Origin of the sequence: Bdellovibrio sp. ZAP7 (genome assembly GCF_006874645.1) — a bacterium.
Lineage (GTDB): Bacteria > Bdellovibrionota > Bdellovibrionia > Bdellovibrionales > Bdellovibrionaceae > Bdellovibrio.
Genome location: NZ_CP030082.1, coordinates 2,855,388 through 2,872,057 on the forward strand (window position 1 = coordinate 2,855,388; position 16,670 = coordinate 2,872,057).

Consider the following 16,670-nt stretch of genomic DNA (forward strand, 5'->3'; position numbering starts at 1 on the left):
TTAGTCTCTCTACCAATTGGCAATAGAGAACTTTTAGCAAATCTGCAATAATTCTATTATGAATTTATCGCAGAGTTCTATTTTATTGGTGGTAGTGAACTACAACCAAGCACAAGAAATTGGTTCATTTCTGACGACAATTCAATCGTATTGGTCGCAAACTGATACAGTAGTTGTTGACGATGGCTCATCAGATTCATCCCCACTTATCGCTAAAAGTTTGGGTTTTAAGGTATTGAAACACGAAAAGAATGAAGGCGTAGGCTCTGCCATTCGGAGTGGAATCGTTTTCGCCAGAGACAATGGATACGAAGCTGTTCTTATAATGTCATCAAATGGAAAAATGGTGGCGAAAGAAATTCCCCATCTGGTAAAACCAATTATCGATGGTACAGCAGATTATGTAACCGGAAGTAGATTTATTGCCGGCGGTAGTTCTCCTGGCCTGACTCATTTTCGTAAACTATCTATTCCTGTTTTTTCTGCGATCTGCACTTCACTCCTCTGGCGCAAATTTTCGGATATTACATGCGGCTTCAGATGTTACAAAATCAGTTTTCTGTTTGATGGCTCATGTGACATTCACCAACCCTGGCTTTCGCGTTACGAGATGGAATACTATATTCACTACTGGGCTTGCAATACCCCCGGATTGCGCATCATCGAAGTGCCGGTAACGATTAAATATTCTCACCTTGCAAAAGATCGACAAAGTAAAATACGTCCCATCATCGATTGGTGGTCAATGGCGAAACCACTAATTCTCTTACGGCTAAAACTGAAAAAATGAAAAAGCTGAAGTATTGCCTGATACTGGGCAGCTTGATTATTTTCGCAATTATATTTCCGTCTCGTTACTTGGGCTCGACATCCGGTGTTTCAACCACTGGCGGCGACTATAGCGTTCACCTTAATATCAACGCGCACATCGATAATTTAGATTTATTCCCATCACTTTCAGACAAGACCGAATCCCTTCACTCGGTCTCTAAGTACTTACCTATCTACCACGGGCTCCTCGGATTTCACATTACCGCCAAGTTTTTGGAATTCATGGGCATCCCGCTTCCCGGCGCCTACGGGCTAATAATGGATTTAAGCCTCCTAACAATACTTTTGATCTTTCTATTTATCGCAATAGACAATATTAATCGCAAAGACATCTTGATTCCATTCGCGCTAAGCATATTAACCGTCCTCCTTTTCATAAAATATTTTCTCACAGCAGTCGATGCAGCCTATTACTCACAACTTTTCTCTCATGCTCTAATTTCATTGGCCGTCTATCTGTTCACACTACAAAAAAGAAGATCTGCATTGGTTTTAATTTCGTTCGCCATATTCTGCTACCCCGACTTTTTGCTTTGGTTCATCCCTGTCGCTTTGTTTTCCAAAAGATGTCGTTCGTTCAGACCGATCTTATTTGGAATTCTCCTAATCTTGGCAGTCGTACCATTTAAAAGAGCAAACCTCAGTGGCCCCACTCTGACTTCAGCTTCTGTCTACTTTACAACCTTAGCGTTCATAATTTTTTTCATTTCAGGAATATGGAATTGGAATCGTAACGCCGCGATTCTAGCCGGTGCTTTCGCCGTTTATTCTCTCAGCCTATATCTAGGGACCATGAAATTTTCAAATCCGAGCTACTATGCTGTAAAGCTAACCGGCTTTTCGTATTTACTGCTGCCATACCTTTTACTAACAGTTCCAATTCGACTTACATTTTTAAGAAAACTCGTCCTCGCTGCCATCGCATTCGCTCTAGTTTACGAAGTATCTTCTTCACACTATGATATCCAGCCCTTTGTCTCCAATTCCGGAAATTTTCAAAACCTAGATTATTTACGAGCAAAAAATGCTTCTATCGAAATTCAAAAAAATCTTGCTGGAAAATGCATAGATAGAACTACTTACAAAATTCCCGCACAAGATAAAAACAGCTTTCTCTCTTTGGCTGCATTCAATGGAGTTCTCACGAGCTTTGATATCTACTCTCTCAACCTGAAATCATCATGGCTAAATAACTTTTACAACGGAGGAATTAACGGCTCCCAGGGAATGCTTATACAGGACCTCCTAAATGAAAATCTATCCGTTTGGGTCAAAAAGCTTGAAACAGAGATCCAAAGAACTAACTTGGATCCAGACTTTTGCCTCGCATCCCCAAAGAACCAAGCTAGCTTCTTTGCAAAAAGTCAGTATTTTGAGAAACTTTATGAGGGAGCACAATTTGTCTATTTCAAGCCTCAGAAACGTTAAACACGCCAATCAAATTCATCCGACTGCAATCATCGACGAAAGCGCTGTGCTAGGTGAGGGTAATTTTATTGGGCCATTTTGCATTATTGGCAAAGACGTTATTATTGGGAACAACAATAGACTTGAGGCTCACTGCTCTATCGGAACTCCTCCTGAACACAAAGATTTTTGGCACGGAACGTTCAAGTCTGTTGAAGTCGGCGATAACTGTATTATTCGCGAATACGCCACCGTGAATTCCGGAACGATTAGAAATACTATCATCGGTAACAACGTCAGCTTGCTGCACGCCAGTTATGTTGCTCACGATTGTATCGTTGGAGATAACGTTACACTTTCGGGGAATGCTGCCATGGGCGGCCACTGCACTATTTTTGAAGGCGCTAATATCGGGCTCAATGTATCAATTCACCAATATAGTTTTGTCGGACACTACAGTATGATCGGCATGGGAACTGTGATTACGAAAAAAAGCCTGATCGAACCAACAAAGACTTACGTGGGTAATCCAGCTCGATTCTTAAAAGAGAATCAACATGCGATTAAGAAAAACAATCTAAATATAAAAGATATCGAGAGATTCCATAGAGAATTCCACGCCGCCCTGTCGGCACCGAAGAAATAAAAAAAGGCAGTCCAAAGACTGCCTTTTTTGTTTTTAATCCATGAAATCAGAAAGCGAGAGTCGACCGCGGATCATTACGATCAGGCCGACCGCCATACACGATAGGGCCACGCCCACACCGACAAGATTGCGGTGTCCAAGGCTTAACATTCCCCACAGAATCAAAAGACCACTTAAAGCAAACGGACCGATGTAAACCCACTTCATCCACTTTGGACGATCGGCGTGAGCCGGGTTTTCAACTTTCATCGTCGACTTTTGCGAGATCCCCACCATCATCATGCTGTTGATACGCGCGATCATCTGATCACAAAGAGCATCACCACCTTGAGCGGCTTTGATCTCTTCGTACTTCATCATCGCAAAACGGAAAGCATCAAGCTCCCCACAACTTTTGATGAAGGACTCATGAAGATTCATGTCTTCGAAATTTTCTAAAACGTTTTTCCATTTGCGCACCAAACTTGGCTGGGCACGCAAACTAGAATCTTGAGGAAGACCTTCCAAACGCTCAAACAGCACGTGACAAGAGTAGCACTCCTGCGCACGACGACCGTTCAAAGCGCCACATTTTGGACAGGATTTCATTTCCTGGCTTTGCACCTGCTCTGCCGTGGGTTCAACGACAGCACTCACCGTTTCTTCCTTGAAGGAAGCCAGCAACTCTTCTGCTGTCACTCTTTGGTTTTGCTGTGCGTTGGACTGATCTTTCCCCGGAGTTTCCACCATAAACGTCAGCACGTTGCTGGCATCGATGGGTGGATAGTCGAAACCGAAACGATTGTCGCAAGAGATGCACTGAAATACCGGAGTCTCCGTGTGAATATCTTCACTCGCAACTTCGTACAACTTAGCGCATGATGGGCATCGAACTTTCAATTTCACGTGGACTCACTCACTCTTTGTGTTACTAATACCATGATGAAGAAAGCCGTTCAATTATTCAAGCATAAAGCCTTCGATTTACGTTGGGCATTACTCTCGGGAATTTTGGTTGGAACAAGCTACATTCCCTTTCCTCCTTGGGCTTTGCTTTTCTGCTATGTTCCCCTCTGGATTTCTGTCACCGACAACAATTCACTCTCTCTGAAACGCACCTTCTGGAGTGGATGGCTGACGCAATTTGTGCTTTCTGCCATTGGTTTTCACTGGATTGCCTACACTGCACACGAATTCGGAGCTATGCCTTGGATTATTTCCTATTCGGCATTGCTGCTTTTTTGTGCTTTCATGCATCTCTACATTCCCGCAGCAGCAGTGGCGGGAGTTTGGTTACAACGAAAATTCCAATTTTCCAGAACCCAAGCATTATTCTCGATTGCCTTGCTACATGCCTTACTCGAGCGCATTTGGCCGGTCATCTTTGATTGGCACTTAGGGTACACTTTGATCGGCGCCCAGATCCCGGCTTACCAATGGGCCGATGTGATTGGCTTTGCGGGACTTTCCGCTCTGATTCTGCTAGCCAACGCCTGGGTGGCGTCGATCTGGATAAGCTTCCGTCAAAAACGCCAAGGCCTCGTGCAAACGGTGGCATTGGTGCTGATTTTGGTTTTGCTGGTCGCTGGCGGCAGTTTTCACAAAGCTCCATGGGATCACTTTGATCGCGAGTTCAAAACAACTCTGATCCAAGCCAACATTGGCAATTCGGAAAAAATTCAGGCCGAGCAAGGCCGTGGTGCTCAGGAATTCATCACCCGTAAGTTCACGTCGATGACGATGGAAGCGTTTGCGAAATTTCCAGACACGGATCTTTTCGTATGGCCCGAAACCGCGTTCCCGGATTATTTGGATCAACGACTGTTAGCCCGTAAGCACACACAAATTCTTGCGAGTGCAATGACGGGCCTTGATCGCCCGATCCTCGCGGGTGCTTATTCGCGCAGTCCCGTTTTAGATCCTCACCGCGACGAAGCGACATTCAATGCTTTATTCCTGATAGATGCCAAAGGTAACAACCTGGATGCACCTTACTTGAAAACAAATCTTTTAGCTTTTGGGGAATACCTGCCTTTCAGCGAAAAGTTTCCGATTTTATTAAAATGGCTTCCGTTCATTTCAAACTTCGGCCGAGGCAGCGGCCCACGGGCCCTTGCGTGGAATCGCACAACTGAAAGCATTCATTTGGGTGGTCAAATTTGTTACGAAGGATTGGATGCAAAATTCTCCCGCGGCCTGGCAGAAGAAAATTCTGACATCCTGGTCAACGTGACTAACGATTCTTGGTTCGGAAAGACTTTTGAACCCAAGCAACACATGTATATGACTTTGGCTCGAGCGATCGAGACCCGTCGCCCCTTGATTCGCTCCACCAACACGGGAATCAGCACGGTGATTTGGGCCAACGGTGACCTTCAACAAACTTCTCCTATTCATGAAGAATGGTCGGGGCAGTTTACTGTAAAATATCTGAAAGATGCTCCGCTGACGGCCTATGTGAAATGGGGCCACTTGGATTGGATCGTTCTTTTGTTCGCGCTATTCGGCATTGTTCTAACTGGAGTCCTTCATGCAAGATCTCGCCGTCCTTGATTGGACAGAAATTTTAGAGAAAATTAAATCACACGCCACAAGCGAAGTGGGACGCGAAGCCGTTTCTGACATGAAACCGCTCAACTCCGCTGAAGAAGCTTACGTGAGCTTTCAAGAAATTGCCGATGCGACAGAAGTTTTAAATCAGGGCGTTCGCCCTTACATGCAAAGTTTGGATTTGTACTCGGCATGGATCGCGCGTTTAAAAAAGAAGGCCGTTCTAAAAACTTTAGAAATCAAAGACGTGCGAAACTTCTGCATGGAAGCCTTGGCTTTGAAAGAAGCATTGGCTCCTGTGGAAAACACGTGGGCTAAAAAGATTCATGATAGTTTGATGGATGCGGAAGAACCGCTTTCAGCGATCGACCAGATCCTGACACCCGGCGGAGAGATTCGATCCGATGCGAGTGAAAAACTTTATAATCTTTTTAAAGAAAAAGAGCGTCTCGCACGTGAAGTGCAAAGCACCTTAGATCGTCTGGTGAAAGATCACCAGATGGAAACCGTGATCCAAGATAAATTCGTTACAACTCGTGATGGCCGCTGGGTTCTTCCGGTTCGCGCGGGAATGCAAAGCAAACTTCCGGGAGTGATCCATGGATCCTCCCAAAGTAAGCAAACGGTTTTCGTTGAGCCCGAAAAAGTTATTCCGACCAACAATCGCTTACGCCAAGTGGAAGCCGAGATTGAAGATGAGATCGAAAGACTTCTAACCGAACTGTCTCACTATCTATCCTCTCAATCGACTGACATTGAAAGCACCCGCGTTTTGATGGAAGAAGGTGACATCCGCTTCTCGCAAGCGCAGTTCACAAATCAAATCAATGGTCACCCGATTGAGTTTTCCACTGACACGATGGAACTGATCGAAGTTCGCCATCCTCTTTTGCAATTGAGTGGAAAAAACGTTGTCTCTAACACAGTTCTTTTTGATGGCAAAAAAAGCATTCTGCTTTTAAGCGGCCCCAATGCCGGCGGTAAAACTGTGCTTCTGAAGTCCATTGGCCTTGCCGCCCAAATGGCTCGCTGTGGACTTCCGATTTGTGCGAGTGAAACTTCACGCATTCCATTCTTTAAAGATGTTTTGATCGGCATCGGTGACAGTCAAAGTGTTGACGAGGAGCTTTCAACATTCGCAGCGCATTTAAAAATTTTAGGAAAAGCAGCTTCCGTCAAGGGCCACCAAAACCTGATTCTGATTGACGAGATCTGCGGATCCACTGATCCGGAAGAAGGAAGTGCTCTTGCCCGGGCCTTCATTGAAGAATTCTCGGCCAATAACGTGTTCGCAGTTATTACTTCTCACTTAGGCCCATTAAAAGCCGGTTGGGATGAGGAAAGTCGCGTCCTTAACGGAAGCATGGAGTACGATCCAAAAACGGGCCGCCCGACTTATGGATTCTTGGCAGGTATTCCAGGGGATTCTCTGGCAATTCAAACCGCAAAACGCGTGGGCGTTGCACAATCAATTGTTCAAAGAGCGATGGACGTATTAGCTCCTGCCACTCGTGCCCGCCTAGAAGGCTTGGAACAAATCGAGCAACTGAAAAGCGATATCGCGATTCTTCAGGAACATTTACGCAAAGAAACCAAAAAAGCCGTTGAAACCAAGAACAAGTACGAAGGCCTGCTTAGTCAGTTCAACAAAGACAAAGACGAATGGCTTCAGCGCACTGTTAAAAAGGCAGAACGCAAAGTTGAAGAAGCTATTGCTCAGGCGAAGGTGGCGGAAACATTCAAACGTCATGCAGCTCTGCAAGAAATCAAGTATCAGCTTCCTGAAATCGTAAAGGCGAAACCGATCATTCAAGCCGGAGCTCCGCAGACGGCAGAGGAATTTGCAAAAAAATTCCCACCGGGCTCAAAAGTTTTTGTTCCGACGTTGAATCAAGACGGTATCGTACAAAGTGCGCCGAACAATAAAGGTGACTTGATGATTTTATCCGGTTCCGTGCGTTTGCAGGTGAATTGGCAAAATCTACGTCTGCCCGGCAAGCCTCAAAACCCTACTTCGCAATTGGTACGCAAAGGATCCAGCGGATTCTCCGTATCTATGGCGGATGACGATCGCACCCTGGATTTACGAGGGAAAACTGTGGAAGAAGCGTTGCAAGAACTTGAGGTGGCTCTGGATAAAGCAGCTACCACCCGCGAAGATCGTTTAAAGATCATTCATGGTCATGGCACTGAAGCATTAAAAAAAGCGGTACGTACTTACTTGTCCCGCTCCGTTTATGTCAAAAAGTGGAAAGCAGGCTCACCGGAAAATGGGGGCGATGGTATCACTTGGGCAGAAATCGGTGAATCTTAATTTCTGAGGAGGGTCTTGTGAATCACTACCTTATTGCAAGTTGGGTGGTAAGTAAGGCCCTCGCACTGACTTACTTTGTTGCGTTTCTTTCTTTATCCGTTCAAGTCCTGGGTCTCTTTGGTTCCCGCGGGATTCTTTCCATCGACCATCTTTTAAATATTCTGGATAAAGAATTGGGTGCTTCGCGCTTTCGTCACTTCCCTTCTTTTTTTTGGTTTGCCTCTGGAGACTTCACATTAAAAGCGGCCTGCCTGATTGGAATGCTCGCTTCGACCCTGGCATTTTTGGGATTTAGCCAAACCTGGATGCTGCTTCTTTGCTGGCTGCTTTATCTTTCGTTTTGCAGCTGTGGGCAGGTGTTCTTGTCCTATCAGTGGGACAACCTTCTTTTGGAGTTAGGGGTCATCGCCTTATTTTTTGCGCCTTTCACTTTCGAGTGGCGACCTTTTGCTGCTTATGAAATCCATCCCATGGTGATGGGCTTAGTTTGGGTGTTACTGTTTAAACTGATGTTTTCTTCGGGAGTCGTGAAACTTGCGAACAAAGATCCTGACTGGAAGAACTGCACTGCCTTAAGATTTCACTATTGGACTCAACCCCTGCCCAATCCAATCGCCTGGTTTTTAGAAAAGGCACCGCTAAGCTTTCAAAAGTTCAGTTGTCTGCTCTTGTTTTTTATCGAACTCATCGTGCCATTTTTTATTTTTGTTCCAGGCCCCGTTAGCTTTATCGCGGCCTGCCTGTTAATTTGGCTGCAAGTTCTGATTATTTTAACTGGAAACTTTGCATTCTTTAATTTACTGACTCTGGGCCTGTGTGCCTCCGTTATCGCCGACCCCTTCTGGATATTTGAAAGCACCTCATGGATATTACCCGTCGGAGTTTCCACTGAATTCGCCGTGGTGGCTTTGGTTGTTCTTCTTCCGGGAAACCTGTTTTGGATTTATAAGACCGTTTTTGAATCCAGCAAGTCTTTGGATTTCATGCTGCCGTGGATGCGCTTTCTTTTTCCCTTTAGAATCACGAATCCCTATGGTCTTTTTGCGGTGATGACAAAAACTCGCCCCGAGATCGTTCTTGAAGGCAGTGATGATGGGCACACTTGGCTTGAGTATGAATTTAAGCATAAGCCCACAAAGCTCTCCCACCGCCCGACGGTGATTGCGCCTTTTCAACCGCGCCTGGATTGGCAAATGTGGTTCGCAGCTCTGGAAAGTTTTAATGAGAATCTGTGGCTGCAAAATCTGGTGACTCGCTTGTTTGATGAAAGCCCCGACGTGCAGGAACTTTTGAAGCATGATCCATTCAACGGTAAATCACCAAAGTTACTGCGCTTTGTGCGCTACCACTATCTCTTCAGTTCGTGGGAGGAGCTAAAATCTCAGCATATATGGTGGAAACGAGGACATGCTTCCCCGTATTCTCCGATTTTTGAGAGGGACGAAGAGTCCTAAGCATCTTAAAGTGCCGGCTCAGGGTGACTAGGAAAATGACAGCTGTCTAAACGGTCACACGGTATTTTCACTCTCACGAGCACTGACTTCTTGAAAATCAAGTGGTCGTATCAAGAGAAAACGGACCAAAAAATAAATTGGAGATTTTTCCTGGAAACTCGCAAAATGGTTTTTAGGGGAAATTCTAACCAAAGGCTAGGTAGTCATGCACAACTATCGGGACTTTATCTTACGCGAACTCGAAAGACGTCAAAAAAAGAATCCGTCTTATTCGCTCAGAGCATTTGCCAGAGATCTGGAAATGCCCAGCTCACGACTCAGTGAAATACTGAATCGTAAAATGGGACTTTCCGAGGCTAGGGCAATTAATCTGGCGGAGAGACTGAATCTTTCACAACCAGAAAAGGAGTATTTTATCGACTTAGCACTCTCTGAACACGCGCGTAGCGCTGTGATGAAAGAGATGGCTCTACGTCGAGTCAAGGCTCGAACTGAGTTGATGGGAACCATCGAAACTCGGGATCTCAGCGGTTTATCTGAAGGCGCTCATATCGCCATCCAGATCAAACGCGAACAGTATGCTCACGCTCTAGAGAAGATTAAAACCTTCCAAGAGCAGTTAGCGAAAGATCTGGAAACTCCTTCTGAGAGTGATTCGGTCTACAATTTAACTGTTCGGCTGATCGAACCGGCCACAACTAACGAATAATAACTAGACCCCCTCAAAGCTTTTTGAGGGGGATTTCTGCTCGAAAATCGTTCAAAATATTCTGATATGACTCCAAATACAGGATATGAACGTGAGTAAAGCAAGATACACAGTTGCCAGTATTGGCGTGGCCCTTGTCATTGGATATTTCTCGGGTAAGAAGTACTCTGATTTCTCTCCCAGAAAAACCGTCAGCGAAGATCTTGCAAGCTCTAGCAGGATTGAATTCGAAACTCTTAAATTAAGAGCTTTCCCAAGCCCAGATAAGCTTGAAAAAAAACCTATGAGGTCACTCAAAGAAGCAACGGACTTCATCGCTCCTTATCATGAGCGCCAGGACTTCAAATGGCATCCCAGCTATGCTGTCTCCTCGCCTAGCTTTGACTCTAAAAACCGTCCTTACTTCCGTTATAATGATCGCCAACAGACAGTCCCTGTTGCCAATGGCTTCCAAACTCTTCGCGATGGCTCGTGGACTCACTTTCCTTTCATGGCAAGTCAGCTGCTTCCGTTCTATGATCAAAAAGCCCAGGATATTATTTTAAACTCTGTTCAGGATATTTTGTGGGACCCGAAAATGGCGGTCTTCGACAACTCCGATCGCATGTACACCGTGCTTCGCTTGAAAACCACAGTGTTTAATAAAGATACGTCCTATGTGATGATGTATTCTGATGATCAGGGTTTGAACTGGGCAGCGTTGCCACTAGTAGGAACGAAAGACACTGCTTGTGTTTTCAGAGTCCTTGGAACAAACAACTGTCCCCTGCCGCAACTTTATGATTTGGAACGCCCTTACAACCGTGCCCCGTTAAGTCGACCGCCAGCGATGCTTTACTTTTTAAGCGACGGCAAATTACCGGGCTTTGAGAAAACATACTCTTGGCTTGGGACGGTGGGGAAACTTTATCTTCAGCCTATTTCTAAAAACTCCCAGGGAAAACTCGTTGCTGAAAAGCCCGTACTCCTAAGTCTTAGCGCTCAAGAGATCGGCTATCGTAGCGGCTCTTCACCTAAGATCATTCGTTCCGGTTCAAAATATTTTGTCACGTGGCTTGAAGCCAATCGCGACTTCGTGCCTAAACTTGATCAAAAGGGTAATCCGATCATTCCTAAACCTGACCAAAACAACAGACCTTATTCCGAGATCTGGGTTGCGGAATACGACCTGAAAACCAAAAGGGTCACTAAGAAAGCTGTTTTAAAATCCTGGCCGGTAAATGATACTCACAACCAACCTGGAATTGTTCGTACTTGGGATGGAAATTTGATCGTCGTTTCCGGGGGGCATGGTTCTCACTTTACTTCGGCATATTCTTTAAAGCCCGACTCTGTCTTGGAGTGGAGCAAAGAAGAACCGATGAACACTGCAGACACAGGTTACAAATCCAACTACAGTTCGCCGCTTTGGACTGGTGGCAGCCAAACTTATATCTCCATGATGATAGGTGCAGATGATACGGTTCACACTGTTTATCGCCAGTGGATGCATGATAAGAACATTTTCGATTTTGAATACTTCGGCGCCCTCGTTTATCAAAATGGTAAGTTTGACAGAAAGTCGAATTCCTTTCAGTGGAACAAAGCTCGCGTGCTCGTGTATCCAAATGCTCCCGAATACACTCACTGGTACCAGGTGATGTCGATGGATCGCAAAGACAATATATATGTTGAGTACAGCAACATGCGACCGTACCCACCGTATCTGGTGAAAGACGCTAAGGGACAACCGGAATTTATTTCCCCGTACCTTAACAACGCTCTGATGCGTTCGGAGAACAGTGGGAAGACTTGGTCCCTAGTAAGTGATGATGACCTGAAAAAAGCGCAAACAAAGTAATCAATTAATTTCAGAAAAATCCAGTTGTAAACATTTGCCCGAAAGAAAAAATACGATGCTGATTCAGTCTGAGACAGAATCCATCGTATTTTTCTTTCTTATGTTAAGTGTTCGACGGTTCCCTCTTGAAATTCCTAGTGAAAACAGAAGTCCCGTCTCGAGAAAGTACGTTTCATTGACCTCATAAAATGAGAATTGTTGGAAATGTTAACTACTCTTTTTACAGTGTTACTCACGTATACACCGGCGACGATTTTAGGCCCTCTCGGGTTGGCACATCCGATGCAATAGACCCTCGCATAGGGGTTAATATGAAAAAGACAAATGCAATCATCTCGATTCTCTCACTAGCTGCTTTATCCGCATGTGCTCCACAAGACATGAGTTTTTCACAGTCCACTTCCGCATCGTCTACTTCTGATGCAACGGACTCAATTATCCCTTCTCGAGGTTTGTCACAAAACTTCGATATTAAGGAGAACGCGAACATCGATATCTTATTCGTTGTCGACAACTCTCCTTCCATGCTTGAAGAACAAGCGAATATGTCTTCTAAAATCAATGGCTTCATGAATCTGGTGTCAGGTCTAAGCTGGCAAGTCGCTTTGACGACGACAGATCCTCGCGTCAATACAGTTGATTCCAGTGGTGCGAACCAACCTTGGGGTGACGGACAATTCCGTCCCATGTTGAATCGCTCATTCCTTAAAAAAGGCGACACGACGGACACGGCAGCTCAAGCTGCACTTGCCGACGCTATCAAATTGGGTGCGAATGGTAGTGGTGACGAACGCCCTATCAACAACATCTATAGATCTATGGAGCGCTCTGAAAATGCGGCCTTCTTCCGTAAAGATTCCAATCTAGTTGTGATTATTATCTCAGACGAAGACGAATGCAGTAACGGTAACTGCCCTTCAAGCTCTGCTGATACTAAAAAGTCTCAACCATCCAACTTGATTAGCATGGTTCAGGCGAAATTTGGTTCTGAAAAAGTTATGATGGTGGACTCTATCGTAAAAGCTCCTTCAGACTCTTCTTGCTCGACTGCTTCGTATGCTCCGATCACTTCTTCACTAGCTAATATGACTGGAGGAGTGCTGGGTTCAGTGTGTGCTTCAGACTATACTTCCATCTTGTCTAACGCTGGTAATGCCGCAGTGTCTTTGGCAAGATCGATTTCTTTAAGCTGTAATCCAATTGACTCTGACAATGATGGTAAAATCGACTTCGTGTTGAAAAATTCATCGGGTGTTGCGATCACTACGGGTTACTCAGTGAGCGGTAAAATTGTTACCTTCACTTCTTCATTGCCAAACGGTTCATACTCAGCCGACTACCGTTGCGCACTGTAATTGAAATACTCTTAAAACACGTTTTATTAATAAAACGGATTTTCCCTAAAACCCCAACCATAGTGGTTGGGGTTTCTTTTTTTCTCCGTCGTAGTTCAGTTCGGTTCGACCCGCGACGAGTTTGGGTAATCCCCACATTCCGCGACACGGCATCCTTGCCTCACCGTCGCCCGCCTTTGGCGGGTTCGCGCATCCTGCGCCGACGGAGGTCGCTGCATGTGGGGATTACCCAATCTCGACGCTGGTGATTCGGATTGATACGAGCGTGCCAATAAGAAACCTGTCACAGAGAATTGGCTTCGATTGAAGATTCATTCAATTAACAAAACTGGTTTTTGGATTTTCAATTTGCTTCACTTTGAGATGGGGACCGTTGGTGTCTGCCGTTTCTGGGCATGTTTGGCGTATTGGATTGAGATTGTGTTTTTCAGAGGGAAAATGCAGTTGTAAGTGGTTGGATTTGTTTGGGTAATTTTGTTGTTTCATTGTGAAATATGGCATTCATGTTGCTCTATAGTCTTGTGAACAGTGTGCAAGGGGGCTTTATGAAAACGATCACTACTCTGAAAAAATATATGATGGTTACTATGTTGGTTGCAGGTGCGGCGCTTATGACGGCGTGTGGGTCATCTGGTGCACAATCGACGGATTTGGCTAGCCGTGGTGTTATTTCTTCTGTGTCTGAGTCGGATTCTAAGGCTCTTGCTGTTTGTAACTCTACTTCAGGGACTAATTTGGCGGTACGTCAGATGGCTTATACTGAAGGGAACTCTTACCGTATGGATCTGGTTTGGTTGAAGCTGACGGCTCTACCGACGGATTTTTCTTCTGGTACTTCTTATATCGCTTTTTGGAAGTGGTTGGCTAATTCAAATGGTTCTACTTATTTGGATTCTTCTGCGGTTCCAGTAGCTCTTTATGATTCTCAAACTAAAAAGTTTCTTACGAACTGGGGTACTTCCATTAAATGGACTGATATCTCTTCGATGGCCCTATCAATGGGTTACTCTTCCCCTACTTCTTTCTTTGGACGCGTGATCATTCTTGCGAACCTTAAAGATACGAATGGTGAGTTTGATGCCTTGAAAGTTTCAGTTTACAATTCTTCGACTAACAAATCAGTGAACGAGATCAATGGACTTCTGCCACTGTTCTCTGCAAACCCAAATGCTTACGCAGTTGAATCATCTGGCGCTGCTCGCGCTGGTGTGTTGCAACAGCTTCACCCATTCTATTCTTACAGAAGCACTGGATACACGACTTCTCAGTTCCAAAGCATGGCACAAAACTATTGCTTCTAATTTTGAAGCAGTCCTGAATTTACCCCCAAAAACAGACGCCAACCTGGTCCCCCCCTAGGTTGGCGTTTTCCTTTTTAGGCGATGTTGGAATCATCCTGAGGCTGATGGCGCTCAAAGAAATACTCGTAGCTATTAACAAGAAGAAACGACAAGAAACAATAGATCGGCCCCAAGAGCATCGCAAAGGCAATACCGTTGTTATCGGTAAAGTGTCCCACCATCAAATGCATTCCGACCAGCATCATTGAATCCGTTGCCATCATATAGGAAACTGCGGAATCAAGATCCGTTGGAAACTTTGTCGAAATCCAAGTGATCGCCAAAGGGTAAAATGGCGCGACCGTGAAACCTGCAATGGGTAAAAAGACCGGATGAAGATAAACGCCGCCAAAAGTGCAAAGAGCCGTCAACACCAAAGAAATCGAAAGCTGCGCACGCAGACTGATTGGAAGCTTAATCAAGGCGAACAAAGATCTTCCCGTTAGCATGCCGACAAAGAAGTACGTCACATAAAGACTTGAGTGCTCCATATCATAGTTCGCGGTTCTGCGCATGAAGAGTGCTAAACGCGACGAAATCATGATCTCGGCACAGACACAGAAACTCACCATCAAGGCCAAAAACATCTGCGGCTTAAAGTTGCGGGCTTTGTTGAGTTTATGATTCTCTGGAACGAACTCTGCTTTTTGATGCAAGTTATCGTGGCTGCCGTGACAAGTATAAATCAACAGAATCAGCGGCACGATTGTAATGCTGCCAAATGTCCAGCGCCAGCTCCCGGTCAAATATTCAACAGAGGCTGCAATCAAAGGAGAACAAAAACTTGCCACCCCGTACATCGCATGCAGACCGGATAAAAGCTGCTGCTTACGTTCTTCGCTGGATCCCAAAGAAACCAGGACATTGGGAATCAAACCCACGATCCCCAAACTCATACCGAAAAAGAGGGAAAACACCAGGAACACATAAAAATGTGGTGCCGTCGCCAGCCCCACCAAAGAGATGATCAAAGCAATCGCCCCGCCCCTTAACACCGTTAAGCGATCAAAACGTCGCAGCAAATGCCTGGCAAGATAGCTGGAAAGAAAACCGGAGATAGAACTTAAAGCAAACATCCATGATCCCATGGAATCGTTCACTGCAAATTCTTTCATAATCTCCGGAAATAAAGGTCCGCGCACATTATCGCTCAGACCAAACACGAATAAACTAATATAGGACAGGATGATATAAGGCCAAATCATTGGTTAGTGCGAAGACTCCTGGCTTACTTCTTCAGCCTGTAAGTTTTCACCTTGGCGATAGCGATCCACCAAGGCTTCATCGTTGGTCGGGAATGAGAATAACAACGAGTGAACATTGGTTTCTTCATCTTCTTGAGTAACAGCAACATAAACCAGATCTTTAGTCTCATGATCTGGGAATTCTTTGATAAAGCTCACCAGAACATGACCTTCGGTATCTGTTTTTCTCCAGATTTCATCGGCGGTTTCAATTGTTTCTTCACGAAGCTCCGCAAATTCTTGAAACTTTTCCTGAGGAATGTCTTTATCCGTACGCACTTTCATCATCGCCTGGTAAAGCCCCACCGCCAAAGGATCGCCCTCTAGCATCGCATCGCCTTCGATCGCGCCTTCAGAAGCTTCAGCATAACCACGGTCATACACCATTTCTTGCTTTTGATACTGATGCCAAACGTGGGAGTCACGGGTTGGGAAATGCATGAATACGAAGGTTGGGTATTCTTCCTCTTCCGCCATATAACCGATGGCGATGTATTTAAAGGCCGTCGCACCCTCTTCGAACTCACGGATGAAATAATAAACCGCGTAATCATCGGAAGCCGAGTTATCCATCCAAACTTCATCTGGGTCATCCAATGTGGACTCCAAATAATTTTCGCGGGACATTTGATCTTCGTCAGAGAAGTCATCAGGAGTTCGATAAGATTGATACTCATCCTGAAACTTTTTGATCATCGTTTCAAAGTAACCATAAAGATCTTGTTCGGTTTCAAAGATTAGACCGGCTTTTTCATCAACGACAATGTACTCTTTTTCAGTGATAGATTTGGCTTTTACAGGACGAGTTTTTGCTTTGGCCATCGTGGCTCCTTATTGCCTATTATTGAGAGAAATCTTGCCTCGCAACAACAGGAAAAAAATCTGACACGACAAGGCCCGTCATGACCCCGATTTTTTCCTCTTGCAACTCTTAGATTTCTTCCTCACCATCGAAAATATGTTGAGCTGTGAAATTTGGTCCTATCAAGGCGCAAGGAGGC

General features: G+C 45.1%; 13 protein-coding genes. 10 read left to right on the forward strand and 3 right to left on the reverse strand.

The genetic code is table 11. The features are described from left to right. The first annotated feature begins 58 nt into the window (after positions 1-58). Genes DOM22_RS13775 through DOM22_RS13780 form a run of 3 tightly spaced genes read left to right on the forward strand, consistent with a single transcriptional unit; the run spans position 59 to position 2,884 of the window. Complete coding sequence (locus tag DOM22_RS13775) at positions 59-790, forward strand: glycosyltransferase family 2 protein (protein WP_142700938.1); 732 nt, start codon at positions 59-61, stop codon at positions 788-790. Further along, positions 787-2,259 carry a hypothetical protein gene (locus DOM22_RS19940; RefSeq protein WP_168196657.1) on the forward strand — a complete coding sequence of 491 codons (1,473 nt, stop codon included), beginning with the start codon at positions 787-789 and terminating at the stop codon, positions 2,257-2,259. Before DOM22_RS13775 ends, DOM22_RS19940 begins: the two co-directional genes overlap by 4 nt. Next, positions 2,231-2,884, forward strand: coding sequence for a UDP-N-acetylglucosamine acyltransferase (locus tag DOM22_RS13780; protein WP_168196658.1), 654 nt, complete (start codon positions 2,231-2,233; stop codon positions 2,882-2,884). The genes DOM22_RS19940 and DOM22_RS13780 overlap by 29 nt, the downstream gene beginning before the upstream one ends. A 33-nt stretch (positions 2,885-2,917) precedes the next feature. On the opposite strand, the gene DOM22_RS13785 is transcribed toward DOM22_RS13780, so the two are convergent. After that, positions 2,918-3,769, reverse strand: a complete 852-nt coding sequence (locus DOM22_RS13785; protein WP_142700940.1) for a hypothetical protein — start codon at positions 3,767-3,769, stop codon at positions 2,918-2,920. A gap of 33 nt (positions 3,770-3,802) precedes the next feature. On the opposite strand from DOM22_RS13785, the gene lnt reads away from it, so the two are divergent. The 7 genes from lnt (at position 3,803) to DOM22_RS13820 (ending at position 14,386) form a co-directional block, all read left to right on the forward strand. Further along, entirely contained in the window at positions 3,803-5,416 is a 1,614-nt protein-coding gene (gene lnt / locus DOM22_RS13790) for an apolipoprotein N-acyltransferase (protein ID WP_246845647.1), read from the forward strand. Continuing rightward, complete coding sequence (locus DOM22_RS13795; protein WP_142700942.1) at positions 5,394-7,727, forward strand: Smr/MutS family protein; 2,334 nt, start codon at positions 5,394-5,396, stop codon at positions 7,725-7,727. Before lnt ends, DOM22_RS13795 begins: the two co-directional genes overlap by 23 nt. A 17-nt stretch (positions 7,728-7,744) precedes the next feature. Then, entirely contained in the window at positions 7,745-9,181 is a 1,437-nt protein-coding gene (locus DOM22_RS13800; protein ID WP_142700943.1) for a lipase maturation factor family protein, read from the forward strand. A gap of 205 nt (positions 9,182-9,386) precedes the next feature. Then, positions 9,387-9,890 (forward strand): hypothetical protein, encoded by a 504-nt coding sequence (locus DOM22_RS20110; protein WP_246845648.1) that lies wholly within the window; start codon positions 9,387-9,389, stop codon positions 9,888-9,890. A 91-nt stretch (positions 9,891-9,981) separates the two neighbouring features. Next, positions 9,982-11,730, forward strand: coding sequence for a hypothetical protein (locus DOM22_RS13810; RefSeq protein ID WP_142700944.1), 1,749 nt, complete (start codon positions 9,982-9,984; stop codon positions 11,728-11,730). Between the two features lie 311 nt (positions 11,731-12,041). Beyond that, the gene (locus tag DOM22_RS13815) at positions 12,042-13,085 is read left to right on the forward strand and encodes a hypothetical protein (protein WP_142700945.1); all 1,044 of its coding nucleotides are present in this window, start codon (positions 12,042-12,044) and stop codon (positions 13,083-13,085) included. A 545-nt stretch (positions 13,086-13,630) separates the two neighbouring features. Further along, complete coding sequence (locus DOM22_RS13820) at positions 13,631-14,386, forward strand: hypothetical protein (RefSeq protein WP_246845650.1); 756 nt, start codon at positions 13,631-13,633, stop codon at positions 14,384-14,386. Between the two features lie 74 nt (positions 14,387-14,460). Here DOM22_RS13820 and DOM22_RS13825 read toward each other — a convergent pair whose 3' ends face one another. Beyond that, entirely contained in the window at positions 14,461-15,630 is a 1,170-nt protein-coding gene (locus DOM22_RS13825; protein ID WP_142700947.1) for a sugar MFS transporter, read from the reverse strand. Positions 15,631-15,633: 3 nt separating this feature from the next. Beyond that, on the reverse strand, positions 15,634-16,491 hold the full coding sequence (locus DOM22_RS13830; RefSeq protein ID WP_142700948.1) for a PBECR2 nuclease fold domain-containing protein: 858 nt from the start codon (positions 16,489-16,491) through the stop codon (positions 15,634-15,636). Between the last annotated feature and the right edge of the window lie 179 nt (positions 16,492-16,670).